The sequence below is a fragment of the Mycobacterium tuberculosis complex sp. N0072 genome, assembly GCF_030323725.1.
Taxonomy (GTDB): Bacteria; Actinomycetota; Actinomycetes; order Mycobacteriales; family Mycobacteriaceae; genus Mycobacterium; species Mycobacterium tuberculosis.
In genome coordinates, this window is record NZ_CP040689.1 from 2,336,116 (window position 1) to 2,360,133 (window position 24,018).

Sequence of the window (24,018 nt, forward strand, 5' to 3'; positions counted from 1 at the left end):
CCCGTCGGAGGGCGGCGGGGCTGTCATGTCCGCGTGCACCCCGAAGGCGAGATGAACATGATTGTCATCATGAAGTAGTGGGCCACAGCTGCGGGTGTCAGCTGGCGAAAAATGCGCGCGGCGCCCTCTTCGTTGCCTGACGTGTGCGGCGCGCCGACATGGGTTTGGCGAGCATGGCCTCGGTAAGTTCCCCGGCTTGCCGGATGCGGGTCATGGGCACAGTGCAGCGCGTCGCTGCCTGTCCTGGCCCGGGTAGGGCAGCAGCGCCATCTCGCGGGCGTTCTTGATCGCCTGGGCGACTTGGCGTTGCTGCTGGACTGTCAGGCCGGTCACTCCCCGGGAGCGAATCTTGCCTCGGTCAGAGATGAACACCCGCAATGTTGCGGTGTCTTTGTAATCGACGCTCTCGACGCCGAGGCTATCGAGCAGGTTTTTCTTCGCCTTCGTCGGGCCCTTTCGCGCGGATTTGGCGGCCATCTACCAGCTGGCCTTCCGGACACCGGGCAGGTGTCCGTCGTGGGCCAGTTGGCGGACCCGCACACGGGAGAGCCCGAATTTGCGGAGATGTCCGCGCGGCCGGCCGTCGATGGCGTCGCGGTTGCGTAACCGCACGGGACTGGCGTCGCGGGGCTGGCGGGCAAGGGCTCGCTGGGCGGTACTGCGCTGTTCGGGGGCGCTCGATGGGGATCGGATGATGTCTTTGAGCGCGGTGCGACGCGATGCGTAACGGGCGACGGTGGCCGCCCGCCGCTGATTCTTGACGATCTTGGACTTCTTGGCCACGTCAGCGTTCCTCGCGAAAGTCCACGTGACGCCGCAGGATCGGGTCGTATTTGCGCAAGATGAGACGGTCGGGGTCATTACGGCGGTTCTTGCGGGTGGTGTAGGTGTAGCCGGTGCCCGCCGTGGAACGCAGCTTCACAATCGGCCGGATGTCGGTGCGCGCCATCAGATCCGCTGCCCCTGGCGACGCAGGCGGGCCACGACCGCTTCGATACCGTCGCGGTCGATGACCTTTATACCCTTCGTGGACACCCGCAGCCGAATGCGACGGCCCTCGGAGGGCAGGTAATACGTTCGTTGCTGAATGTTGGGCGACCATCGCCGACGGCTTCGGCGATGGGAGTGCGAGACGGTGTTTCCAAATCCCGGCTTGCGGCCGGTGACTTGGCAGTGGGCGGACAAGGGGCACCCTTCCTTCGAAGCTCGGCTTATTGAAAATCATTTTCGACAACAGCTAGGTGGCACTGTACCGTCGACGTCGCAATAATGAAAACTGTTATCGATAAGGAGGACGGTGGCCACCCCGGTGATCCTTGTCACCGGACACGAGGGCACCGCCGCCGTGACCGCTGACCTGCTGGGCCTGCTCACCGATCACGGCACTGCGACACTTCGGTCAGTGGCACCAGGATCCGTGCGGCGAGCCGATCCCCGCCCACGGTGTCACCGCCGAGAACAACGACGACGACACCGGGCATCCATGAAATCCGCCATCCATCCCGACCACCACCCCCGTCGTCTTCCACGGTGCCCGGTCCTCCGCCGCGACCAAGTTGTACTGGAAATGATTGTCATTACGATGGTCGGGCGGCCGAGCGGGCCGGGCGAAAGGAAATGGGATGTGTGGGGCAGCGTGGCACGCGCGGTCACCGGCGGGCATGTACCCGTCAAATCCATCCTCACCGGCGCCCATGCCGACCCGCATTCGTACCAGGCCAGCCCCGCGGACGCCGCCGCGATCGTCGACGCGGAGCTGGTGATTTACAACGGCGGCGGGTACGACCCGTGGGTCGACCAGGTGTTGGCCGGCCATCCTGGTGTCCAGGCGGTCGATGCCTACTCGCTGCTCGGCGCCGTGGGCGACGACGACGCGCCCAACGAACACGTCTTCTACGACCCCAATGTCGCCAAGGCGGTCGCGGCAACGATCGCCGACCGGTTGGCGGACCTCGACCCGTCCAATTCCGGGAACTATCGAGCGAACGCCGCCGAGTTCAGCCGCGGCGCCGACGCAATCGCAATTTCCGAACACGCGATCGCCACCACCTATCCCGACGCCGCGGTCATCGCGACCGAACCCGTCGTGCACTACCTGCTGGCGGCAGCCGGCCTGAAAAATCGAACCCCGGCTACCTTCATCGCGGCCAACGAAAACGGCAACGACCCCACCCCGGCCGATATGGCGGCCGTGCTCGACATGATCGCCGGCCGTGAGGTCGCGGCGTTGCTGGTTAACCCGCAGACACCTACCGCGGCGACCGACGAACTGCAGGTGGCCGCCCGGCGGGCAGGAGTGCCAATCACCGAGTTGACCGAGACCTTGCCCAGCGGAACCGACCGGGACCAGTTTTGCGCTGCTGACCGGCCAGATCGTCGGGGTCGGTCACTCCGGGCTGACCATGCTGACCGTGGTTTGTCTGCTCGTGGTCACCGTGTTGGCGATCTGCTACCGACCGCTCTTGTTTGCCACCGTCGATCCGGAGGTCGCGGCCGCCCGCGGCGTGCCAGTGCGCGCCCTGGGAATTGTGTTCGCCGCACTGATGGGCGTGGTAGCCGCCCAGGCTGTCCAGATCGTCGGGGCACTCCTCGTGATGTCTTTGCTGATCACCCCCGCCGCGGCGGCCGCCCGGGTCGTGGTTGCCCCGGTCGCCGCGATCGCGACCTCGGTGGTCTTCGCCGAGGTTTCCGCCGTCGGCGGCATCCTGCTGTCGCTGGCGCCTGGAGTCCCGGTGTCGGTGTTCGTGGCCACCATCTCGTTTGTGATCTACCTGATTTGCTGGTTGCTCCGGCGGCGCCGCTAACTAGCCGGTCTCGCTTTCGGCCACTTTGAGCTCTAGGCCAATGTTGTTCCGCATGCCGCCGCGCAGCTTACTGACGAAGGTGAACAGCTTGCCCTGGATGCCGTAGCGCTTGACGATCGCGTCGTAGACGGCGCCCGTTTGGGATTCGTCGAGGATGGCCGCGGTGGCTTCGACGGCCTCGCTGGTCGGCCGGCCGCGCAAGGTGCAGGTCGCCAGCGTCACCCGCGGCGTGTTGCGGATCCGCTTGACCTTCCACGATTTCTTCTCGGTGATGACCAGCAGTCGATCCCCGCGGTCGGTGTCCAAGGCGGCCCAGATGGGAACCGGCTTGGGCCGGCCGTCCTTGGTGAAGGTGGTCAGCAGCAGGTACTGCGCCTCGGCAAGGTCAGAAAAGGTAGGGGTCACGGGTGCCAACCTACCGCGCGAGCAGACGCAGAATCGCACTGCGCGGGGTCCCGCGCATGCGATTCTGCGTCTGCTCGCCGTACTCAGGCTTCCAGGTCGCCCTCGGTTTCCAGCAGCACCTGGCGCAACCCGTCCAGGGTTTCCGGTGCCGGCTGTGCCCACAGGCCGCGACCGGCCGCTTCCAACAGCCGTTCGGCCATGCCGTGCAGCGCCCACGGGTTGGACTCGGTCATGAACGTGCGGTTCTGCGCGTCCAGGACGTAACGCTGCGTGAGCTGCTCGTACATCCAGTCCGCCATCACCCCGGCGGTGGCGTCATAACCGAACAGATAGTCGACGGTGGCCGCCATCTCGAATGCGCCCTTGTAGCCGTGCCGGCGCATCGCGGCCATCCACCTCGGATTGACCACGCGGGCGCGAAACACCCGCGTGGTCTCCTCCGACAGCGTGCGGGTGCGGATCGCGTCGGGTCGGGTGTTGTCGCCGATATAGGCGGCCGGTGCTTGGCCCGTGAGCGCCCGCACGGTGGCCACCATGCCGCCGTGATACTGGAAGTAGTCGTCGGAGTCGGCGATGTCGTGTTCACGGGTGTCGGTATTCTTGGCGGCCACCGCAATACGCCGGTACTGGCGGTTCATGTCGTCGATCGCCTCGCGGCCATCCAGGTCGCGCCCGTAGGCGAATCCGCCCCAGGCGGTGTACACCTGGGCGAGGTCGGCGTCGTCGCGCCAGCTGCGGCTGTCGATCAGCTGCAGCAGCCCGGCGCCGTAGGTTCCCGGTTTGGATCCGAAAATCCTTGTGGTGGCTCGCCGTTGATCTCCGTGGTGGGCCAGATCCGCTTGGGCGTGCGCGCGCACGTAGTTGTCCTCGGCGGCCTCGTCGAGGTCGGCGACCAACCGCACCGCGTCATCGAGCATGGTCACCACATGCGGGAAGGCATCACGGAAAAAGCCGGAGATCCGTACCGTCACGTCGATGCGCGGGCGGCCCAGCTCGGCCGGCTGCATGGGCGCCAGGTCGATGACCCGCCGCGAGGCGTCGTCCCATACCGGCCGAACCCCCAGCAGCGCAAGCACTTCGGCGATGTCGTCGCCGGCCGTGCGCATCGCCGAGGTGCCCCACACCGACAGCCCCACCGACCGCGGCCACCGCCCATGCTCATCGCGGTAGCGCGCCAGCAGCGAATCGGCCAGTGCCACACCGGCTTCCCACGCCAGCCGGGACGGCACCGCCTTGGGATCCACGGAGTAGAAGTTGCGCCCGGTGGGTAGCACGTTGACCAGGCCGCGCAGCGGCGACCCCGACGGCCCGGCCGGGATGAACCGGCCGTCCAAAGCTCTTAGCACCTGCTCGATTTCGGTTGCGGTGCCAGCCAACCGGGGTATCACTTCGGTGGCGGCGAACCGCAGCACCGCGGCGGCGTCGGCGTTGCCGGTGAGTCGGTCGGCGGCGGAGGGGTCCCAGCCGGTGGCCTGCAGGGCCGCGACCAGTTCGCGGGCTTTCGCCTCGGTCTGGTCGACTGTCGCGCGTTCGTCGGTGCCATCCTCGGCCAGGCCGAGTGCCTGCCGCAGGCCGGGGATCGCGTGCGCGCCGCCGAACAGCTGGCGGGCCCGCAAGATGGCCAGCACCAGGTCGAGTTCTTGCTCCCCCGTTGGGTTTTGCCCGAGGATGTGCAGCCCGTCGCGGATCTGGACGTCCTTGATCTCGCACAGCCAGCCGTCGACGTGTAGCAGCATGTCGTCGAACGAGTCCTCTTCCGGGCGTTCGGTCAGTCCCAGGTCGTGGTCCATCTTGGCGGCGCGGATCAGCGTCCAGATCTGCTGGCGGATGGCGGGCAGCTTGCCGGGATCCAGCGCGGCGACGCTGGCATGCTCGTCGAGCAACTGTTCCAAACGCGCGATGTCGCCGTAGGTTTCGGCGCGGGCCATCGGAGGAATCAAATGGTCGACTAGCACCGCGTGCGCGCGCCGCTTGGCCTGGGTGCCCTCGCCGGGGTCGTTAACCAGAAACGGGTAGATCAGCGGCAGATCGCCCAGCGCGGCGTCGGGTCCGCAGGACGCCGACATGCCCAGCGTCTTTCCCGGCAACCATTCCAGGTTGCCGTGCTTGCCCAAATGCACCACGGCGTGCGCCCCGAAACCGTTCGAGAATCCGGTATCGAGCCAGCGGTAGGCGGCCAGGTAGTGGTGGCTGGGCGGCAGGTCCGGGTCGTGGTAGATCGCCACCGGGTTCTCCCCGAAGCCGCGCGGCGGCTGAACCATGAGCACCAGGTTGCCCGCTCGCAGTGCGGCGATGACGATCTCGCCGTCCGGGTCGTGGCTACGGTCGACGAACAGCTCACCGGGTGGCGGGCCCCAGTACGCTGTTACCACGTCTGTCAGTTCGGCGGGCAGGGTGGCGAACCAGTCCCGATACTCCTTGGCCGACACCCGGATGGGGTTGCCGGCCAGCTGGCCTTCGGTGAGCCAGTCGGGGTCGTGTCCGCCGCATTCGATCAACGCGTGAATCAGCGCGTCGCCGTCGTTTGATTCGACACCCGGCAGATCACCCACCCGATATCCGCGCTGCCGCATCGCTTGCAGCAAGGCCACCGCGCTGGCCGGGGTGTCCAGGCCCACCGCGTTGCCGATGCGGGCGTGTTTGGTCGGGTAGGCCGAGAAGACCAGGGCCACCCGCTTGTCGGCGGGGGCGACCTGGCGCAGCCGTGCGTGCCGGACCGCCAGGCCCGCGACCCGGGCGCAGCGCTCCGGGTCGGCCACATAGGAGATCAGCCCGTCGTCGTCAATCTCCTTGAACGAGAACGGAACCGTGATGATGCGGCCGTCGAACTCGGGCACCGCCACCTGGCTGGCCACGTCCAGCGGCGACAGGCCGTCGTCGTTGGCGCACCACTGATCCCGCGGGCTAGTCAAACACAGGCCTTGCAGGATCGGGATGTCCAGCGCCGCCAGGTGCTCAACGTTCCAGCTGTCATCGTCGCCGCCGGCCGAGGCGGCGGCCGGCTTGACTCCCCCGGCGGCCAGCACGGTGACCACCATGGCGTCGGCGCCGCCGAGCCTTTCCAGCAGCCGCGGCTCGGCGGTGCGCAGCGACGCGCAGTAGAGCGGCAGCGGGCGTCCGCCGGCGTCTTCGATCGCCCGGCACAGCGCCTCGACGTAGCCGGTGTTGCCGGCCAGGTGCTGGGCACGGTAGTAGAGCACCGCGATCGTCGGGCCGGTCTTGCCGGCGTCCGGACGCTCCAGCACCCCCCAGGTCGGGGTGGCGACCGGCGGCGTGAACCCGAAGCCGGTCATCAGCACGGTGTCGCACAGGAAGGCGTGCAACTCGCGCAGGTTGTCGACGCCGCCGTGGGCCAGGTAGATGTGGGCCTGCAGCGCGGTGCCGGCCGCGACCGTGGAGCGGTCGGTCAACTCGGCATCGGCGGCCTGCTCTCCGCTGACCAGTACGGCCGGTACCCCGCCGGCGATCACCGTGTCGATTCCGCTCTGCCAGGCGCGGTAGCCGCCGAGAATCCGGATCACCACGATCGACGCTTCGGCCAGCAGGTCGGTCAGTTCCAGGTCAGACAGCCGCGAGGGATTCGCCCACCGGTAGTTCTTGCCGCTGGACCGGGCGCTAATCAGGTCGGTGTCGGACGTCGACAACAGCAGAACGGTCGGTTCCGGCACCAATTCTTCTTACCGGAGCAGGACTCGAGCGGTGGCGTCGGGCCCGCGAGCTTTGTAGCCACGCCTAGACTACAAACATGTCTACATCCACGACGATTAGGGTTTCAACCCAGACTCGGGATCGTCTGGCCGCCCAAGCCCGCGAACGGGGAATCTCGATGTCGGCTCTGCTCACCGAACTGGCCGCCCAGGCCGAGCGCCAGGCAATCTTCCGCGCCGAACGCGAGGCCTCGCACGCCGAGACGACCACCCAGGCAGTCCGCGACGAGGACCGCGAGTGGGAGGGCACGGTAGGCGACGGCCTTGGCTGAGCCACGGCGAGGAGACCTTTGGCTGGTCAGCCTCGGCGCCGCTCGCGCGGGTGAGCCCGGCAAGCATCGGCCCGCGGTGGTCGTTTCCGTGGACGAGCTACTCACCGGAATCGACGACGAACTCGTTGTCGTCGTGCCGGTGTCAAGCTCGCGCTCCCGCACCCCACTCCGGCCACCTGTCGCGCCCTCAGAAGGTGTAGCTGCCGATAGCGTCGCGGTGTGCCGCGGCGTCCGCGCGGTCGCTCGTGCCCGACTCGTGGAGCGACTCGGCGCCCTCAAACCCGCCACGATGCCCGCAATCGAAAACGCCCTGACCCTGATCCTCGGCCTCCCGACGGGACCTGAGCGCGGCGAGGCGGCGACCCATTCTCCCGTACGGTGGACGGGTGGCCGGGACCCGTGACGCGGACGCCTGCCCCGGTGCGTTGCGGCCGCACCAGGCCGCCGACGGGGCGCTGGCGCGGATCCGGCTGCCCGGCGGGATGATCACCGCGGCACAACTGGCGACGCTGGCCAGCGTCGCCAGCGACTTCGGCTCCGCGACACTGGAACTGACCGCGCGCGGCAATGTCCAGTTGCGCGGGATCCGCGACGTGGCAGCGGTCGCGGACGCGGTCGCCAAAGCCGGGCTGCTGCCGTCGGCAACACACGAGCGGGTGCGCAATATCGTCGCCTCGCCGCTGTCCGGCCGGGCCGGCGGGCTAGCCGACGTGCGGGCATGGGTCGGTGAGCTCGACGCGGCGATCCGCGCCGAGCCCCGGCTGGCGGAACTGGGCGGCCGGTTCTGGTTCGGTCTCGACGACGGCCGCGCCGACGTGTCCGGCCTGGGTGCCGACGTCGGCGTGCAGGTGTTCCCCGACGGTCCCCGACTGCTGTTGACCGGACGTGACACCGGCGTGCGGGTGGCCGATGTCGCCGAGACCCTGATCGAGGTCGCGTTGCGTTTCGTCAAGATCCGCGAAACCGCCTGGCGAGTAACGGAATTAGCCGATATCGGCGAGCTGCAGTCCGGTGTCGAGCTGGGCCCATCCGTTCGGCCCGTCACCAAAACGCCCGTCGGCTGGATACCCCAGGATGACAGCCGGGTAACGCTGGGCGCCGCGGTGCCGCTGGGGGTCTTGCCCGCCCGGGTCGCGGAATGCCTGGCCGCGATCGAGGCCCCGCTGGTGATCACGCCGTGGCGATCGGTGCTGATCTGCGACCTCGACGACGCGACGGCCGACGCCGCGCTGCGGGTGCTGGCGCCGCTGGGCCTGGTGTTCGACGAGAACTCCCCCTGGCTGAACATCAGCGCCTGCACCGGCAGCCCCGGCTGCGCGCACTCGGCCGCCGACGTACGGGCCGACGCCGCGCGGTCACTGAACGTGGAGTCAGCCGGGCATCGGCATTTCGTCGGCTGCGAGCGGGCCTGCGGCAGCCCACCGGCCGGCGAGGTGCTGGTCGCCACCGGCGGTGGATACCGGCGATTGCGGCCGTAGGGTGAGCGAGTGCTCGACTACCTACGCGACGCCGCGGAAATCTACCGGCGGTCATTCGCGGTTATCCGCGCCGAGGCCGATCTGGCGCGCTTCCCCGCCGACGTCGCGCGGGTGGTGGTTCGGTTGATTCACACCTGCGGGCAGGTCGACGTCGCCGAGCATGTGGCCTACACCGACGACGTCGTCGCGCGGGCGGGTGCCGCGCTGGCCGCCGGTGGCCCGGTGCTGTGCGATTCGTCGATGGTGGCCGCCGGGATCACCACCTCGCGGCTGCCCGCCGACAACCAGATCGTCTCGCTGGTCGCCGATCCACGCGCCACCGAGCTGGCCGCCCGTCGCCAGACCACCCGATCGGCGGCCGGGGTCGAGCTGTGTGCCGAGCGGCTGCCCGGCGCGGTGCTGGCCATAGGCAACGCGCCCACCGCGCTGTTTCGGCTGCTCGAACTGGTCGACGAAGGGGCACCCCCACCGGCGGCCGTGCTGGGCGGACCGGTGGGTTTCGTCGGATCGGCACAGGCCAAAGAGGAGCTCATCGAGCGGCCCCGCGGGATGTCCTACCTGGTGGTGCGCGGTCGCCGCGGCGGCAGCGCGATGGCCGCCGCCGCCGTCAATGCGATAGCCAGCGACCGCGAATGAGCGCTCGGGGCACGCTGTGGGGAGTCGGGCTGGGGCCCGGCGATCCGGAGTTGGTGACCGTCAAGGCCGCCCGGGTGATTGGCGAGGCCGATGTGGTGGCCTATCACAGCGCCCCACACGGTCACAGCATCGCCCGCGGCATCGCCGAACCGTATCTGCGGCCCGGTCAGCTCGAGGAGCACCTGGTCTACCCGGTGACCACCGAGGCCACGAATCATCCCGGCGGCTACGCCGGTGCGCTCGAAGACTTCTACGCCGACGCGACCGAGCGCATCGCCACGCACCTGGACGCCGGGCGCAACGTGGCGCTGCTCGCCGAAGGCGACCCGTTGTTCTACAGCTCCTACATGCATCTGCACACCCGGCTGACGCGGCGGTTCAACGCCGTCATCGTGCCCGGTGTGACGTCGGTGAGCGCCGCGTCGGCGGCCGTGGCCACACCGCTGGTGGCCGGCGACCAGGTGTTGTCGGTGCTGCCGGGCACGCTGCCGGTCGGCGAGCTGACCCGCCGGCTGGCCGACGCCGACGCGGCCGTGGTGGTCAAGCTGGGCCGTTCGTATCACAATGTGCGGGAGGCGCTTTCGGCGTCCGGCCTACTCGGCGACGCGTTCTACGTGGAGCGGGCCAGCACCGCCGGCCAACGGGTATTGCCGGCCGCCGACGTCGACGAGACCAGCGTGCCGTACTTCTCGCTGGCCATGTTGCCGGGCGGGCGGCGTCGTGCGTTGCTGACCGGCACCGTCGCAGTGGTGGGCCTGGGGCCCGGCGACAGCGACTGGATGACACCGCAGAGCCGGCGTGAGCTGGCCGCCGCGACGGATCTGATCGGCTATCGCGGCTACCTGGACCGGGTCGAAGTCCGCGACGGCCAGCGGCGCCATCCCAGCGACAACACCGACGAACCCGCCCGGGCGCGGCTGGCCTGCTCGCTGGCCGATCAGGGCCGGGCGGTGGCGGTGGTGTCCTCCGGCGACCCAGGGGTATTCGCGATGGCCACCGCCGTTTTGGAGGAAGCCGAGCAGTGGCCGGGGGTGCGGGTCCGGGTGATTCCGGCGATGACCGCCGCCCAGGCCGTCGCCAGCCGGGTCGGCGCGCCGCTGGGACATGACTACGCGGTGATCTCGTTGTCCGACCGGCTCAAACCCTGGGACGTGATCGCCGCGCGCCTGACCGCCGCGGCCGCCGCCGACCTGGTGCTGGCCATCTACAACCCGGCTTCGGTGACCCGCACCTGGCAGGTCGGCGCGATGCGCGAGCTGCTGCTGGCCCATCGCGACCCTGGCATACCGGTGGTGATCGGCCGCAACGTCTCCGGACCGGTTTCCGGACCGAATGAGGACGTTCGGGTGGTGAAGTTGGCCGACCTGAACCCCGCCGAAATCGACATGCGCTGCCTATTGATCGTGGGGTCCTCGCAGACCCGGTGGTATTCGGTGGATTCGCAGGACCGGGTGTTCACCCCGCGCCGCTATCCCGAGGCGGGCAGAGCTACCGCGACAAAGTCGAGCCGCCACAGCGACTGAAAGAGCTTGCGGCCGAATTCCTCAAGGTCGGCCAGGCTGCCTCCGGAAGGCTCGCCAGTTCGCGCCACGCACCCGGCAATCTCCCGAATCGTGCGGCGACCGTCAACCTGCTGCAGAAAGGCCAACTGGGCGGGGCTGGGCGCCATGCGCCAACCCGGCCAAAACATATCGGTGCCGGAGACACCGCAACGCGTGCGCATCAGCGGTACGTAATCGAGCGCGGCAACCGTCGAAAAATCGATCGTGTACTGCTCCTTGGGTCGGTCACGACGGCACGCCATAAAGAGATGGGTAGCGTTCAAGGTCTCCAGACGTTCCATCACGGACCAGGCCTTGACCTCGGGTAACGTGTTCACGGCCGCATAAAACTCGCTGTTCGGGACGAAAAAATCGTGCGGGTAATACGGCGCCTTGTGGAACCATCCCTGAAATACCAGTCCGGCGGACGTGACCAGATCGACGCATTCCTCGACGGTGTAACTGCGTTGGCGACCATGCAAGAACGTATCGACGAGGGCGCTATCGGAAAGTAAATCCCGAGCTTTCGTGAGATAGTTTCGGAGCGGATGATACGTCGGTAGTAACGAGATTGCTTCCTTCGCCAATTTGATCGATGCATCGTCCTGCCCTAATCCAAGATCACGAAAGACCGAACCGAGCAGTTCGACTCCGATCCGACCGTACTTCCCGTAGAGCATCGCCGCCACGACGCCATCCCGGCGCAGGCAGTGGGCGAGTTCTTTCATGCCCGCCCGCGGATCTGCCAGGTGATGTAAAACGCCGGTCGATACCACGAGGTCGAAGTCGCGTCCCAGCGTCGCCAGCTCTTCGATCGGAAGCAGATGCAACTCCAGATTCGCCAGCCCGTGCTTGTCTTTCAGATATTGCTGATGGTCCAGTGCCGGTCGACTGATATCGATCGCCACTACTTTCGCCGCACGATTGGTGAATGCGAAAATCGCCGCCTGGTTGGTTCCGCAACCGGCGATCAGAATATCCAGATCGGGCCGGTATTCGCGGTCCGGCCATAATATCCGGTGGGAGTGCACCGGGTCGAACCATTCCCAATTCGCTGTGGTCCACGCCTCAAGATCGGCGATCGGGTGCGGGTACAACCACCGGTGGTACTGCCGGGACACAATGTCGGCGCGCGGATGATCGTCGGTCACTTCGGTCCCACGAGCCTATGCAAGCACACCGGCAACGCACGTCGCCGCCTCGGCGAGCAGCGCCTCACGGGGCTCGGCGTCATACCCGCCGCCGGCACGATCGGACATGACGGCCACCACGTAGGGCACGCCGGTCGGTGACCACACGACCGCGATGTCGTTTGCTCGTCCGTAGTCACCGGTCCCGGTCTTGTCGATCACCTTCCAATCGGCGGGAAAGCCCGCTCGGATCCGCTTGGCTCCGGTGGTGTTGCGCGCCATCCAATCGGTGAGCAGTGCCCGCTTGTCGGGCGGCAACGCGTTGCCGAGAACAAGCTGCTGCAACACCAGGGCGATGGCGTGCGGTGTTGTGGTATCCCGTTCGTCCCCGGGCGGATCGCGGTTCAACTCCGGTTCCTCGGCGTCCAACCGGCTCACGGTGTCACCCAAGCTGCGGAGGTAGCCGGTAAATGCCGCGGTGCCGCCCCCGGGACCGCCAAGATCGGCCAGCAACAGGTTGGCGGCGGTGCCGTCGCTATAGCGTATCGCCGCATCGCAAAGCTGCCCGATCGTCATCCCGGTCTGAACGTGTTGTTGGGCCACCGGGGAGATCGACCGAATGTCGTCACTGGTGTAGGTGATCAGTTTGTCCAGATGCGTGAGCGGGTTTTGGTGCAGCACCGCCGCCACGAGCGGCGCCTTGAACGTGGAGCAGAATGCGAACCGCTCATCGGCGCGGTATTCGATCGCGGCGGTGGTGCCGGTGGCGGGCACATACACCCCAAGCCGGGCATCGTATCTGCGCTCCAGCTCGGCGAAGCGATCCGCCAGATCCGCTCCGGCCGGCAAGGTTGTCGATGCCGGACGGGCCCCGCTCGCATGCCGTGCACACCCCGTCACGGAAACCAGCATTGCCATCGCTACCAGCAGTTCGCGACGACCGAATCCTCTGTTGCGCATGCCGTAGTATCACACGCGCGCAGATGGCAGGCGCCAAAGCGCATTCGACGCCGCGCTCCCCCGGCTGCTCGGCGGCGGGATCTACGACGACCGGTCGTAGACTGACCGGACCTGCCGGGCTATGGTTTATGCCCATGACCGCGACGGCAAGCGACGACGAGGCCGTTACCGCACTCGCCTTGTCGGCGGCCAAGGGGAACGGGCGGGCCCTTGAGGCGTTTATCAAAGCCACCCAGCAAGACGTGTGGCGGTTCGTCGCCTATCTGTCCGACGTGGGCAGTGCGGACGATCTCACCCAAGAGACATTCCTACGAGCGATCGGCGCCATCCCGCGGTTTTCCGCACGCTCCAGCGCCCGAACTTGGTTGCTGGCCATCGCGCGCCATGTCGTCGCCGATCACATCCGCCACGTCCGATCCCGGCCCCGCACCACCCGCGGCGCGCGTCCCGAACATCTCATAGACGGCGACCGCCATGCCCGCGGATTCGAAGACCTCGTCGAGGTAACCACGATGATCGCCGACCTAACCACCGACCAACGGGAAGCGCTGCTGCTGACCCAGCTGCTCGGGCTGTCCTATGCGGACGCCGCGGCGGTGTGCGGCTGCCCGGTGGGCACCATCCGATCCCGTGTCGCTCGAGCGCGCGATGCGCTGCTTGCCGACGCGGAGCCCGACGACCTCACCGGCTAGGCAGACCGGCCACCCACATGGCGGCCCGGTGGACAGAATCGACCGCCGCTACCCCAGCCGGCAGCAGCGGGCGCGCTATCATGACCACCGAAATACCCAGCGCAGCAGCGGCATCCAGCTTCGCTCGGGTCATCTTGCCACCGCTGTTCTTGGTGACCAATGCGTCGATGCGCTGCTCACGCAGCAGTGCGAACTCATCGTGGTAACCATATGGCCCGCGAGATAGCACCAGTTTGTGCCGCCGCGGCAGGGCGGTGCCATCGGGCGCGGTAACCACGCGGATCAAAAACCACGCGTCGCTGTTGGCGAAGGCCGCAATACCCGAGCGTCCGGTGGTCAGGAACACTCGCGAATAACCTTGTTCAGCAACAACGTCTGCAGCCTCGATGTCCGATACCGCGAGGCGGTACCGGGATCCCACGGCGGGCGAGCCAGTACCAGGTACGGGAGCCCGAGCTCACCGCACACCTGCGCGGCGTGCGCGGTGATGGTTACCGCGAAGGGGTGGGTGGCGTCGACGACGGCATCGATGCGCTCCTCTCGCAGCCAACCGCGCAGCCCCTCGACACCGCCGAACCCGCCGATGCGCACCGGACCGATCGGCAGGGCAGGGTTGGGTACCCGGCCGGCCAGCGAGCTGACGATCTCAACGTGTGGGTGCAACTCTTTCGCCAGCGCACGGCCCTCGGCGGTGCCGCCGAGCAACAACACCCGGGTCACTGTGCATACCGACCGTGCCGTGCCACCGAATATAGGTAGCTGTCGGTAAAGCCCTCAGCGGTCAGCACGTCGCCAACAACGATCACGGCGGTCCTGGTGATCTTGGCATCGTGCATCCGCGCGGCGATATCGGCCAACGTGCCGCGTAGCGTCCGCTGTTGCGGCCAACTCGCGAAAGCCACCACCGCAACCGGCGTTTCGGGTCGGTAACCACCGTCTAGCAGTCGCGGAACGATGGCGTCGATCTGGGCTGCGGCCAGGTGCAAGACCAGAGTGGCGCGGGATCGGGCGAGCGCGGCCAGGTCCTCACCGGGCGGCATGGGTGTGGACAGCGTCGCCACCCGGGTGAGCGTCACCGTCTGCGCCACGCCCGGCACGGTGAGTTCGCGCTTTAGCGCCGCCGCGGCTGCGGCAAAAGCCGGTACGCCCGGCACGATTTCGTAGCCGATGCCCAGCGCGTCGAGTTCGCGGCACTGTTCGGCCAGCGCGCTGTACAGCGACGGGTCGCCGGAATGCAGCCGGGCAACGTCGCGGCCGTCGGCGTCGGCGTCGGCAAGTTTGCGCACGATTTGTTCGAGGGTCAGCGGACCGGTGTCGACAATCGTCGCGCCGGGCGGACACTGCGCCAACAGGTCGTCGGGCATGATCGAACCCGCATACAGGCACACCGGGCATCGTTGCAGGAGCCGTTGGCCGCGGACGGTGATTAGGTCGGCGGCGCCGGGGCCCGCTCCGATGAAATAGACCGTCATCGCTTGGTCACCGACCACTGGGTGACCGGCAGCTGTGGGCGCCAACCGGTGAAGCCGCCCAGCGGTTCGCCGAGATAGTGCTGGAATCGTCGTAGCTCGCCACCGAGGCGCGAATATGCATGCGCCAGAGCGGCTTCCGATTCGACGGTGACAGCGTTGGCGACCAAGTTCCCGCCTGCGGGCAGGCTGTCCAGGCAGGCCTCAAGCAGGCCTGGCTGGGTTACACCACCGCCAAGAAAAATCACCGACGGCCGTGCGGCGTCGTCGAACGCATCGGGCGCGTCGCCGCGCACGTCGACGCTCACCCCGAAGGCCGCGGCATTGAACCCAATGTTGCGGCGGCGCCGTTCGTCGCGCTCGAACGCCACCGCGGTGCAGCCCGGCCAGCTCCGACACCACTGGACCGCGATGGCGCCTGAGCCCGCGCCGACGTCCCATAACCGCTGCCCGGGCCTTGGCGCCAGCGCAGCCAGGGTCAGCACGCGGATCGGGTGTTTGGTGATCTGCCCGTCGTGCGCGAATGCCTCGTCGGGTGCCCACGACGTGCGCTCGTCGGGCAGGTAGCGCACGGCGATCACGTTGAGCTCATCGACATCGAGGGGTGGGTCGCAGGCCCATGCCCGGGCCGTACCGTCGCGGCGGCGTTCGGCCGGGCCGCCAAGCTGTTCGAGCACGCTGAACTTGGAGTCACCGCGACCGTGCTCGGTCAGCAGCACCGCCAGCGCCTGCGGGGTGGACCGATCGCCGGACAGCACGATGGCCCGGCCGCCGCGGCGCACCGCGGTGTGTGGTTGCGCGGTGACCAGGCTGATCACCTCGGTGTCATACACGTTCCAGCCCATCCGGGCGCACGCCAACGTCACCGCGGACACGTGCGGCAACACGGTCACGTTGTCGTGGCCGAACAGCCGGATCAGGGTGGAGCCGATACCATGCAACAACGGGTCGCCGCTGGCAACCACGTGTAGGTCAGCCCCATCCGGTGACAGGCCTTGCACCGCGGGCAGCATCGGCGTCGGCCACTCCCAGCGCTCGGCGGTGACGGTATCGTCGAGCAGGGCAAGTTGCCGTTTCGAGCCGTAAATTACTGTGGCCCTGCGCAATTCGGAGCGAGAATGCTCGGAGAGACCGGTCATGCCGTCGGCGCCGATCCCGACAACGATGATCATCGGCGCCGCTCTCCCCCGCAAGCGGGCGGTACCCCCACCGCATCGCTGCGCTCTGCATCGTCGCGGATCATCGCGGCATCCTGCGCCAGACGAACCGGGGAAGCAACCGCAGCGCAACAAACATTGGCCGCAGCGCCCACGGAATCCACACCACGCGCTTACCGTTGACCAGCGCACGCGCGGTCGCGGCGGCCACCCGCTCCGGGGTGACCGACAGGGGTGCGGGCGTCATGCCCTCGGTCATGCGCCCGATGACGAATCCCGGCCGCGCGATCAGTAACCGCACCCCGGTGCCGTGCAACGCATCGGCCAGGCCGCTGGCGAAGCCGTCCAGGCCGGCTTTGGCCGATCCGTAGACATAGTTGGCGCGGCGCACCCGAATCCCGGCGACCGAGGAGAACACCACCAGCGATCCCCGTCCGGCGGTGCGCATCGCCGCTGCCAGATGAGTCAGCAGGCTGACCTGGGCGACGTAGTCGGTGTGCACGATGGCCACCGCGTGCGCCGCGTCTGTCTCGGCGCGGGCCTGGTCGCCGAGTATCCCGAAGGCCAGCACCGCGGTGCCGATGGGGCCGTGCTCGGCAACGAGCGAAGCGACCAACGGGCCGTGTGCGGCCAGGTCGTCGGCGTCGAACTCCCGGGTGTGCACCGCTATAGCGCCAGCTGCGCGGAGTGCGGCGGCCTGGTCGGCGAGTTGATCGGCGTTCCGCGCGGCCAGCACCATCGTCGCCCCGGCAGCCAGGCGTCGCGCGAGTTCGCCGCCGATCTGGCTGCGGCCGCCGAAAATTACTACCGGAGCAGCGCCCGTGTCGTCCACGGCTGCGATTATTGCCTGCGCTAGCGTGAGTGGCGATGGTCAACACCACTACGCGGCTTAGTGACGACGCGCTGGCGTTTCTTTCCGAACGCCATCTGGCCATGCTGACCACGCTGCGGGCGGACAACTCGCCGCACGTGGTGGCGGTAGGTTTCACCTTCGACCCCAAGACTCACATCGCGCGGGTCATCACCACCGGCGGCTCCCAAAAGGCCGTCAATGCCGACCGCAGTGGGCTTGCCGTGCTCAGCCAGGTCGACGGCGCGCGCTGGCTCTCACTGGAGGGTAGGGTGGCGGTGAACAGCGACATCGACGCCGTGCGCGACGCCGAGCTGCGCTACGCGCAGCGCTATCGCACCCCGCGTCCCAATCCACGCCGAGTGGTCATCGAGGTCCAGATTGAGCGCGTGCTGGGATCCGCGGATCTGCTCGACCGGGCCTGACAACCGAGGTCATGGCGGCAGTAGGTAATGCACCCAGGCGCCACCGGCGGGCCCGGCCACGGCGTGCAGACGGGCGTTCTGATTGCCCGTTCGGGGCAGGGTAAAGTCCGCGCCGATGGCTGTGCAGGCTAGGGCAGCCCCGGCGAAGACCACGGGTGCCGGCGTCACGGTCCACCTGCCTGCCGCGTCCCGACAGGCCGCAGGGTGTGGGTCCCCGCACGATGCGGCGACCCAGCGGCCATCCGCGCCCTGCAGGGCGCATGCTCCGGCACCGGCACGCGGTTCGTCCGGTGCCCAGCTCCACAACGACGCCTGAATGCGGCCGTCTTCGGGGAGCAGCTGATCGAAGCCGAACAGATTGACCCCGCAATCGGTCATCGCCTGCACCTTCGGCGGGGTAAGCGCCTGCGGATTGGCCGGTGGACGGGTCGGGTTGGCCAACGCCGTGGCCAGCGTGGAGTCCTCGTAATAGCGGACCAGTCGCCAAGCGTAGACACCGCGGCCATAGGTGGCATCGCAGGCCGGGTATGGCCGGTAGCCGGAGTTCGAGCCGCTTTCCAGCTCAACGCCGCTCCAGTCGAAGACGGCGGCCGACCAACCTGGCGCACAAGACCCGACGAGCACGGCTCGTGCGCCGGATGCGCGGATTTCCTCCCGCGACACGTCGAGTGGAAGCGGGACACAGCCGTTGGTGGCACGCCGGGCCGGGTTGGGACGGTAGATAAGGCTTGTTCCGTCCGCACGCCGCAACACTTGGTCGAGGGTAGCCACCACCGACTCATACGCCGACGCGTTCTTCAGCTGGTCCTCCAGGTAGAGCAGGATGACCTCCTCGGTATGCCCGGGTGCGTTCAACCAGTTGGCGATCTGCGGCAGCACTGTGGCCAGCAGAGGTTCGACGGTGCAGCCTAGGTTCGCGTTCTTCGGTCCCAGCCCGTGACACACGGTGACGCCGGGGGCGCCGTGGCCCTCGAGGCGGGGCAAGTAGTGCAGGTCTAGCTCGAGCGCGCGGACGTCGATGTCGAGCTGTTGGGCCAACGACAGCTGCTGGTTTGAGTCTGCGTGCGAGACCGTGAACGAATCGCTGAGGCTGTTGAACGAGTTGTGCGTGCCGAGCCACTGAGTTTCCCGCAGCGGCACCGGGTCTTGCAACGCATCCTGGAACCGCGCGGTGCGATGCACCCAAGACTGTAGGTAGGCATCACGCGCGGCCTGGGTCACCCGGTGCGCGAGCGGAAGCACGCACCGCGCATCGGGCACACCGACGCGGCGACACTCCGCAGCGACCGCGTCGGCGAACTTGCCGAGCGCCACGCAGGGGATCGCAACCGGGCTTATTACGTCACAGGATGCGGTGGGCGAGGGCGGAGCGGGCACCTGGTAGGCATCGGCGGCCACCGGTGCCGCGGTTATCAACACCACGGCCAAGGCGCCCATGAGGGCCGCGCTCTGCAGCCATCGGGCGCGGGGCATGCGCTACTTTGGCACGTCGATACACCGCTTACCAGGGGTGTTGTCGAAGTGTTGCGTGGTCTCGTCGAAGCCGTCACGTAACTCCAAGCCGCCCCGCGTCGATGACGAGACACTAGGGCTGCGACCGCCAGGGCCGTGTAGACGTTGCTCTACAAGGTCACCGGTCCTGGTCAGAACTTATCCGACGGCTCCTGCGCATTTTCCCGTACACAACCGCGGGGATGAGGACCAGCAACCCGAGACTCCAGATATCCCACCACAGTGACCCCTTCACGGCATTGGCGATTGCACTGATGGCCAGCAGAACCCAGGCGACACCCATAAAGGCGAAATAGCACCCGCCCCTGAGCCGTCCCGCTGGCCGAGGCCACAGGGAGCCTGCGACACCGCCGATGAGGCAGACAACCACGACGGCAACGCTGAAGACGACAACGGGAGTCGCGCTACTTGGTGGCACAGTTGACCACCGCCGCTCCCGATCCGCCAACCCCCAGTAAGGCGGCGCCAAGTAGTGCCCAGTCGGCAGGGCCGGCCGGAATTGCTAGGGCGGTCCCAACTACGCCAGCCGATGATCCTGCGAAACCCGCAACAGCCGCCGTCCACTCCGCGCTGTTACATGGCCGGTGCAGAGCTTGAAACGCCAGCCGGCGCGCCTCCACCGCGATGGGGTCATCCGGCGGCCTAGCGGCCAGCTCGTTGACCATGTTGTCCACCCACCGTTTGGTCGCGTCTGATACGGGTGCCTCTGTCCCGGCCGGTGGCAGCATCATTGAAGTGATCGGATCGGAGTACGGTCCGTCGGCTCCACCGGACGGGTGTGGCGCTCCTGGCGGTGGAGGTGTTGGGCCGTCTTGTTTGAAGAAGTCGACTAGCTGAACCGCGCTGTGGGCAACAACCGGGGCGCCCGCGAAGCGGACATTTCCCACATCACCGGTGGTCGCGGCGAGCTGACCGGACACCTCGTTCTCCGCCGCAACCAGTTGCCCGACACGTAAGCGGATGTCACCGGCCAACGCCTGAGCCTGAGCTAGTCGAGCGGCCTGCACTGCAGCCGGCTGCGTCGTTTTGGTGTCGGTGACCGATAGGTCTTCACCGACGTTGAAACCGGCGTCCTGGGCGTCCTCTACGGCATACATAACTCTTCGTTGTGCCGCGTCGATAGTGCCGGCGCCGTTGCGCGCGATCGTGGCTGCTCTCCGCAGCTGGTCGGCTATGCCACTGACCGTTGAGAAGTCAGCTCGGGTTCGTTGTCGCAGCCCGTCGCCCCCGGCGCCATTCCAGGCGATGGCATGGGCCTGGTTTCGCATCTGCAGAAACACGTCTTCCCACCGATCCGCGGTTTCGGTCCAGTAGCCGGCCGCATCGATAAGGTGCTCGGTGCTCCATGCCCGGATTTGGGACAGGGTGGCCAGCATCTAAACCACCGTCACCTGCGTCACCGCGGCCATCTCGCTCGCCGCAGTTGCCTCTTGATGGGCGTAAGCTGCGGCCGCGGCAGCCACCCCGGTAGCCGTAGCCTGCGTCCGGGTGGCGAATTCCGCTGCCGCGCAGCAGATTGCTGCGTTGATACCACTTACCGCCACCGTCGTGGCTTGGAATGGTTGGCCGGATTCTGGCGGCGTTGCCGAGGCGGCGAACTGGGCGCCAAGGCCCTGCGATTGACTGGCCGCAACCTCAAGCTGACCAAGTACAACCTGTAGTTCATTCGACCCCACCCGCGGGAGTCTAAATCGAGACCACGCAGAGGGCTATTCACGCCGATTCAAAGCCGTCGAAGAAACGACACCACCCGCGGGCCGATGAGACAGGAACGATCACACAGGTGCTTGCGAAGATCCGTCACCACGTATGCGGGCGAACGGTGTGTTCGGCCTGTTGGCGGCCGCCGCGTGCGGTGTTCCCATCCCCGTTATCGACAACCGCGCCGAGGAGATGACGGGCCGGCACGCCACAACGGCAACGAGTTTCAGCATCACGGACCAGTCGTGCGCATCATGAGGACTGCCGCGCCGCTGCGCTCACCGCGGTCGTCAAAGCATTGGATCCAATGACGCCATCGCGGTGGCGCCCGGTGAGGTGCGTGACCGTGGTCTCCGGTTATACCTTCGAGCCGACCGCAGGGTGACTTGATCGTCAAATCCACGACAGTAGCCTTACACCAAGTCCGAAGGGAGTAGCGGTGTTTGTCGATGTTGGACTTTTGCATTCGGGGGCAAACGAGTCTCACTACGCCGGTGAGCACGCCCACGGTGGTGCTGATCAGCTGTCGCGGGGACCCCTGCTGTCGGGGATGTTCGGTACATTTCCTGTCGCCCAGACTTTTCACGACGCGGTCGGCGCGGCCCACGCACAGCAGATGCGAAACCTGCACGCTCACCGGCAGGCGTTGATCACGGTGGGCGAGAAAGCGCGCCATGCCGCGACGGGGTTCACCGACATGGACGACGGCAACGCCGCTGAGTTGAAAGCTGTGGTATGCAGCTGCGCCACATAAACATCCGGGCGCTGATCGCCGAGGCCGGCGGCGATCCCTGGGCGATCGAGCACAGCCTGCACGCGGGTCGGCCGGCCCAGATTGCCGAGCTGGCGGAGGCGTTTCACGCGGCGGGTCGATGCACCGTCGAGGCCAACGCGGCCTTCGAGGAAGCCCGTCGCCGCTTCGAAGCGTCCTGGAATCGAGAAAACGGCGAGCACCCGATCAACGACTCCGCCGAAGTGCAGCGCGTGACCGCGGCGCTGGGTGTGCAGTCTTTGCAATTGCCCAAGATCGGTGTCGATTTGGAGAACATTGCGGCCGACCTCGCCGAGGCGCAACGGGCTGCGGCCGGGCGGATTGCGACGCTCGAAAGTCAACTGCAGCGGATCGACGATCAGCTTGACCAAGCGCTGGAACTCGAGCACGACCCCCGACTGGCCGCGGCCGAAAGATCCGAACTTGATGCGCTGATCACCTGCCTTGAGCAAGATGCCATCGACGACACGGCGTCAGCACTGGGCCAGCTGCAATCGATACGCGCCGGATACTCGGATCACCTGCAGCAATCGCTGGCCATGTTGCGTGCCGATGGCTACGACGGGGCGGGGCTGCAGGGATTGGACGCACCGCAATCGCCGGTGAAACCCGAAGAGCCGATTCAGATTCCGCCACCAGGCACCGGGGCACCAGAGGTGCATCGGTGGTGGACGTCGCTGACGTCTGAGGAACGGCAGCGTCTGATCGCCGAGCACCCGGAACAGATCGGCAATCTCAACGGCGTTCCGGTCAGCGCGCGCAGCGATGCCAACATCGCGGTGATGACGCGGGACCTGAATCGGGTACGTGACATCGCCACTCGGTACCGCACGTCGGTTGACGACGTCCTGGGTGATCCGGCGAAATACGGTCTGTCCGCCGGCGATATCACCCGCTACCGCAACGCCGATGAGACCAAGAAAGGCCTCGACCATAACGCCCGTAATGATCCCCGGAACCCCTCCCCGGTATACCTGTTCGCCTACGATCCAATGGCATTCGGCGGTAAGGGACGAGCCGCGATCGCTATCGGCAACCCCGACACCGCAAAACACACCGCCGTGATTGTGCCCGGCACCAGCAGCAGCGTGAAAGGCGGCTGGTTGCATGACAATCACGACGACGCGCTGAACCTCTTTAACCAGGCCAAGGCCGCCGACCCGAATAATCCGACCGCGGTGATCGCCTGGATGGGATATGACGCCCCGAACGACTTCACCGACCCGCGTATCGCCACTCCGATGCTGGCCCGAATCGGTGGTGCGGCACTGGCCGAGGACGTCAACGGTTTGTGGGTAACGCATCTCGGCGTCGGCCAGAATGTCACCGTGTTGGGCCACTCGTACGGCTCGACCACCGTGGCCGACGCGTTCGCCTTGGGCGGCATGCATGCCAACGATGCGGTGCTACTGGGCTGCCCGGGAACCGACCTGGCCCACAGCGCCGCGAGCTTTCACCTGGACGGAGGCCGGGTGTATGTGGGTGCGGCCTCTACGGATCCGATCAGCATGCTCGGGCAGCTCGACAGCCTCAGCCAGTATGTGAACCGTGGCAACCTTGCGGGTCAGCTGCAAGGTTTAGCCGTCGGCCTGGGCACCGACCCCGCCGGCGACGGATTCGGTTCGGTGAGGTTTCGCGCTGAGGTGCCCAACTCTGATGGCATCAACCCCCACGACCACTCCTATTACTACCACCGGGGCAGCGAGGCGTTGCGCAGCATGGCCGACATCGCCTCCGGTCACGGCGACGCGCTAGCATCCGATGGCATGCTGGCCCAACCACGTCACCAACCCGGCGTCGAGATCGACATTCCAGGTCTTGGGTCGGTGGAAATTGACATACCGGGCACGCCGGCCAGCATTGACCCAGAGTGGAGCCGCCCTCCGGGATCTATCACCGACGACCATGTTTTCGATGCCCCACTCCACCGCTGATCGACGGCTTCGGCTGACGCGGCAGGCTTTGCTCGCCGCGGCCGTGGTGCCGTTGCTAGCAGGATGTGCGCTGGTGATGCACAAACCCCATTCCGCGGGTTCGTCTAATCCCTGGGATGATTCCGCGCACCCGCTCACCGACGATCAGGCCATGGCCCAAGTCGTCGAGCCAGCCAAACAGATCGTCGCCGCCGCCGACCTGCAGGCTGTCAGAGCGGGATTCTCGTTCACCTCGTGTAACGACCAAGGCGATCCGCCTTATCAGGGCACCGTCAGGATGGCCTTTCTGTTGCAGGGCGATCACGACGCGTACTTTCAGCACGTCCGTGCCGCCATGCTGTCGCACGGCTGGATCGACGGCCCCCCACCGGGACAGTACTTCCACGGCATAACCCTGCACAAGAACGGAGTGACCGCGAACATGAGCTTAGCGTTGGACCACAGTTACGGAGAGATGATCCTTGATGGTGAGTGCCGCAATACGACCGACCACCACCATGACGACGAGACCACCAACATCACCAACCAACTCGTTCAGCCATGAAGGCGTCGGGTGCCTTCACTGTTCCCACA

At 67.0% G+C, this 24,018-nt stretch carries 25 protein-coding genes and 2 pseudogenes; 12 read left to right on the plus strand and 15 right to left on the minus strand.

Annotated features, from left to right (window positions below):
* Positions 1–210 precede the first annotated feature (210 nt).
* From rpsR to rpmB, 4 genes are read right to left on the minus strand one after another with little or no spacing between them, the layout of a single operon-like run.
* Positions 211–477, minus strand: a complete 267-nt coding sequence (rpsR, locus tag FF952_RS10905) for a 30S ribosomal protein S18 (protein WP_003410619.1) — start codon at positions 475–477, stop codon at positions 211–213.
* Positions 478–783 (minus strand): 30S ribosomal protein S14, encoded by a 306-nt coding sequence (gene rpsN / locus FF952_RS10910; RefSeq protein WP_003410624.1) that lies wholly within the window; start codon positions 781–783, stop codon positions 478–480.
* Between the two features lies 1 nt (position 784).
* Positions 785–949, minus strand: a complete 165-nt coding sequence (gene rpmG / locus FF952_RS10915; RefSeq protein ID WP_003410628.1) for a 50S ribosomal protein L33 — start codon at positions 947–949, stop codon at positions 785–787.
* Positions 949–1,185, minus strand: coding sequence for a 50S ribosomal protein L28 (rpmB, locus tag FF952_RS10920; protein WP_003410631.1), 237 nt, complete (start codon positions 1,183–1,185; stop codon positions 949–951). Before rpmB ends, rpmG begins: the two co-directional genes overlap by 1 nt.
* A 397-nt stretch (positions 1,186–1,582) precedes the next feature.
* On the opposite strand from rpmB, the pseudogene FF952_RS10925 reads away from it, so the two are divergent.
* Positions 1,583–2,275 (plus strand): annotated as a pseudogene (locus FF952_RS10925) (metal ABC transporter solute-binding protein, Zn/Mn family); the annotation flags it as partial.
* A gap of 136 nt (positions 2,276–2,411) precedes the next feature.
* Complete coding sequence (locus FF952_RS10930) at positions 2,412–2,804, plus strand: metal ABC transporter permease (protein WP_229303073.1); 393 nt, start codon at positions 2,412–2,414, stop codon at positions 2,802–2,804.
* On the opposite strand, the gene FF952_RS10935 is transcribed toward FF952_RS10930, so the two are convergent.
* The gene (locus FF952_RS10935) at positions 2,805–3,209 is read right to left on the minus strand and encodes a PPOX class F420-dependent oxidoreductase (protein WP_003410645.1); all 405 of its coding nucleotides are present in this window, start codon (positions 3,207–3,209) and stop codon (positions 2,805–2,807) included. It lies immediately after the preceding gene.
* 83 nt (positions 3,210–3,292) lie between these two features.
* On the minus strand, positions 3,293–6,877 hold the full coding sequence (cobN, locus tag FF952_RS10940; RefSeq protein WP_003410648.1) for a cobaltochelatase subunit CobN: 3,585 nt from the start codon (positions 6,875–6,877) through the stop codon (positions 3,293–3,295).
* Positions 6,878–6,954: 77 nt separating this feature from the next.
* Here cobN and mazE7 point away from each other — a divergent pair, with 77 nt between their 5' ends.
* Genes mazE7 through FF952_RS10965 form a run of 5 tightly spaced genes read left to right on the plus strand, consistent with a single transcriptional unit; the run spans position 6,955 to position 10,825 of the window.
* Positions 6,955–7,188, plus strand: a complete 234-nt coding sequence (gene mazE7 / locus FF952_RS10945; RefSeq protein ID WP_003410651.1) for a type II toxin-antitoxin system antitoxin MazE7 — start codon at positions 6,955–6,957, stop codon at positions 7,186–7,188.
* A complete protein-coding gene (mazF7, locus tag FF952_RS10950) occupies positions 7,181–7,591 on the plus strand; it encodes a type II toxin-antitoxin system toxin endoribonuclease MazF7 (protein WP_003904769.1) in 411 nt (136 codons plus the stop codon). The genes mazE7 and mazF7 overlap by 8 nt, the downstream gene beginning before the upstream one ends.
* On the plus strand, positions 7,575–8,666 hold the full coding sequence (gene cobG, locus FF952_RS10955) for a precorrin-3B synthase (RefSeq protein ID WP_003900454.1): 1,092 nt from the start codon (positions 7,575–7,577) through the stop codon (positions 8,664–8,666). The genes mazF7 and cobG overlap by 17 nt, the downstream gene beginning before the upstream one ends.
* Positions 8,667–8,675: 9 nt before the next feature.
* On the plus strand, positions 8,676–9,302 hold the full coding sequence (locus tag FF952_RS10960; protein WP_031680792.1) for a precorrin-8X methylmutase: 627 nt from the start codon (positions 8,676–8,678) through the stop codon (positions 9,300–9,302).
* Positions 9,299–10,825 (plus strand): precorrin-2 C(20)-methyltransferase, encoded by a 1,527-nt coding sequence (locus FF952_RS10965; protein ID WP_003410659.1) that lies wholly within the window; start codon positions 9,299–9,301, stop codon positions 10,823–10,825. The genes FF952_RS10960 and FF952_RS10965 overlap by 4 nt, the downstream gene beginning before the upstream one ends.
* Here FF952_RS10965 and FF952_RS10970 read toward each other — a convergent pair.
* Both FF952_RS10970 and blaC read right to left on the minus strand, forming a co-directional pair.
* On the minus strand, positions 10,771–11,994 hold the full coding sequence (locus FF952_RS10970) for a class I SAM-dependent methyltransferase (protein WP_003901321.1): 1,224 nt from the start codon (positions 11,992–11,994) through the stop codon (positions 10,771–10,773). The two genes, FF952_RS10965 and FF952_RS10970, sit on opposite strands and share 55 nt — an antisense overlap.
* A 15-nt stretch (positions 11,995–12,009) precedes the next feature.
* Entirely contained in the window at positions 12,010–12,933 is a 924-nt protein-coding gene (gene blaC / locus FF952_RS10975; protein WP_003410677.1) for a class A beta-lactamase BlaC, read from the minus strand.
* 134 nt (positions 12,934–13,067) lie between these two features.
* Between blaC and sigC the strand changes: the two genes are divergently transcribed.
* The gene (gene sigC / locus FF952_RS10980; protein WP_003410678.1) at positions 13,068–13,625 is read left to right on the plus strand and encodes an RNA polymerase sigma factor SigC; all 558 of its coding nucleotides are present in this window, start codon (positions 13,068–13,070) and stop codon (positions 13,623–13,625) included.
* Here sigC and FF952_RS10985 read toward each other — a convergent pair.
* The 4 genes and pseudogenes from FF952_RS10985 to FF952_RS11000 all read right to left on the minus strand — a co-directional run bounded on the left by FF952_RS10985 (position 13,615) and on the right by FF952_RS11000 (position 17,083).
* A pseudogene (locus tag FF952_RS10985) lies at positions 13,615–14,345 on the minus strand (cobalt-precorrin-6A reductase). The gene sigC and the pseudogene FF952_RS10985 overlap by 11 nt on opposite strands.
* On the minus strand, positions 14,342–15,097 hold the full coding sequence (cobM, locus tag FF952_RS10990; protein ID WP_003410682.1) for a precorrin-4 C(11)-methyltransferase: 756 nt from the start codon (positions 15,095–15,097) through the stop codon (positions 14,342–14,344). Before cobM ends, FF952_RS10985 begins: the two are co-directional and overlap by 4 nt.
* Complete coding sequence (locus tag FF952_RS10995; RefSeq protein ID WP_003899155.1) at positions 15,094–16,266, minus strand: bifunctional cobalt-precorrin-7 (C(5))-methyltransferase/cobalt-precorrin-6B (C(15))-methyltransferase; 1,173 nt, start codon at positions 16,264–16,266, stop codon at positions 15,094–15,096. The genes cobM and FF952_RS10995 overlap by 4 nt, the downstream gene beginning before the upstream one ends.
* Before the next feature lie 67 nt (positions 16,267–16,333).
* Positions 16,334–17,083: an SDR family NAD(P)-dependent oxidoreductase gene (locus FF952_RS11000; protein ID WP_003900457.1), complete on the minus strand. Its 750-nt coding sequence runs from the start codon at positions 17,081–17,083 to the stop codon at positions 16,334–16,336.
* 29 nt (positions 17,084–17,112) lie between these two features.
* Between FF952_RS11000 and FF952_RS11005 the strand changes: the two genes are divergently transcribed.
* Entirely contained in the window at positions 17,113–17,526 is a 414-nt protein-coding gene (locus FF952_RS11005) for a F420-dependent biliverdin reductase (RefSeq protein ID WP_003903740.1), read from the plus strand.
* Positions 17,527–17,535: 9 nt separating this feature from the next.
* On the opposite strand, the gene FF952_RS11010 is transcribed toward FF952_RS11005, so the two are convergent.
* From FF952_RS11010 to FF952_RS11020, 3 genes are all read right to left on the minus strand, one after another.
* Positions 17,536–18,999 carry a phosphoinositide-specific phospholipase C-related protein gene (locus FF952_RS11010; RefSeq protein ID WP_003902116.1) on the minus strand — a complete coding sequence of 488 codons (1,464 nt, stop codon included), beginning with the start codon at positions 18,997–18,999 and terminating at the stop codon, positions 17,536–17,538.
* A gap of 443 nt (positions 19,000–19,442) precedes the next feature.
* Entirely contained in the window at positions 19,443–20,414 is a 972-nt protein-coding gene (locus FF952_RS11015; RefSeq protein ID WP_003899159.1) for a hypothetical protein, read from the minus strand.
* Positions 20,415–20,714 carry a hypothetical protein gene (locus tag FF952_RS11020; protein WP_003410695.1) on the minus strand — a complete coding sequence of 100 codons (300 nt, stop codon included), beginning with the start codon at positions 20,712–20,714 and terminating at the stop codon, positions 20,415–20,417.
* 464 nt (positions 20,715–21,178) lie between these two features.
* On the opposite strand from FF952_RS11020, the gene FF952_RS11025 reads away from it, so the two are divergent.
* Genes FF952_RS11025 through FF952_RS11035 form a run of 3 tightly spaced genes read left to right on the plus strand, consistent with a single transcriptional unit; the run spans position 21,179 to position 23,989 of the window.
* A complete protein-coding gene (locus FF952_RS11025; RefSeq protein ID WP_003410700.1) occupies positions 21,179–21,493 on the plus strand; it encodes a DUF2563 family protein in 315 nt (104 codons plus the stop codon).
* Positions 21,475–23,445: a putative alpha/beta hydrolase gene (locus FF952_RS11030; RefSeq protein WP_003904773.1), complete on the plus strand. Its 1,971-nt coding sequence runs from the start codon at positions 21,475–21,477 to the stop codon at positions 23,443–23,445. The genes FF952_RS11025 and FF952_RS11030 overlap by 19 nt, the downstream gene beginning before the upstream one ends.
* Positions 23,426–23,989 carry a lipoprotein LppJ family protein gene (locus FF952_RS11035; RefSeq protein WP_003899161.1) on the plus strand — a complete coding sequence of 188 codons (564 nt, stop codon included), beginning with the start codon at positions 23,426–23,428 and terminating at the stop codon, positions 23,987–23,989. Before FF952_RS11030 ends, FF952_RS11035 begins: the two co-directional genes overlap by 20 nt.
* The last annotated feature ends 29 nt before the right edge of the window (positions 23,990–24,018 follow it).

Bases quoted from the DNA above. Each gene is read 5' to 3' on its own strand.
- rpsR (WP_003410619.1), bottom strand. From the start codon at position 477: ATGGCCGCCAAATCCGCGCGAAAGGGCCCGACGAAGGCGAAGAAAAAC.
- rpmG (WP_003410628.1), bottom strand. From the start codon at position 949: ATGGCGCGCACCGACATCCGGCCGATTGTGAAGCTGCGTTCCACGGCG.
- mazE7 (WP_003410651.1), top strand. From the start codon at position 6,955: ATGTCTACATCCACGACGATTAGGGTTTCAACCCAGACTCGGGATCGT.
- FF952_RS10965 (WP_003410659.1), top strand. From the start codon at position 9,299: ATGAGCGCTCGGGGCACGCTGTGGGGAGTCGGGCTGGGGCCCGGCGAT.
- blaC (WP_003410677.1), bottom strand. From the start codon at position 12,933: ATGCGCAACAGAGGATTCGGTCGTCGCGAACTGCTGGTAGCGATGGCA.
- sigC (WP_003410678.1), top strand. From the start codon at position 13,068: ATGACCGCGACGGCAAGCGACGACGAGGCCGTTACCGCACTCGCCTTG.
- cobM (WP_003410682.1), bottom strand. From the start codon at position 15,097: ATGACGGTCTATTTCATCGGAGCGGGCCCCGGCGCCGCCGACCTAATC.
- FF952_RS10995 (WP_003899155.1), bottom strand. From the start codon at position 16,266: ATGATCATCGTTGTCGGGATCGGCGCCGACGGCATGACCGGTCTCTCC.
- FF952_RS11010 (WP_003902116.1), bottom strand. From the start codon at position 18,999: ATGCCCCGCGCCCGATGGCTGCAGAGCGCGGCCCTCATGGGCGCCTTG.
- FF952_RS11015 (WP_003899159.1), bottom strand. From the start codon at position 20,414: ATGCTGGCCACCCTGTCCCAAATCCGGGCATGGAGCACCGAGCACCTT.
- FF952_RS11030 (WP_003904773.1), top strand. From the start codon at position 21,475: ATGCAGCTGCGCCACATAAACATCCGGGCGCTGATCGCCGAGGCCGGC.
- FF952_RS11035 (WP_003899161.1), top strand. From the start codon at position 23,426: ATGCCCCACTCCACCGCTGATCGACGGCTTCGGCTGACGCGGCAGGCT.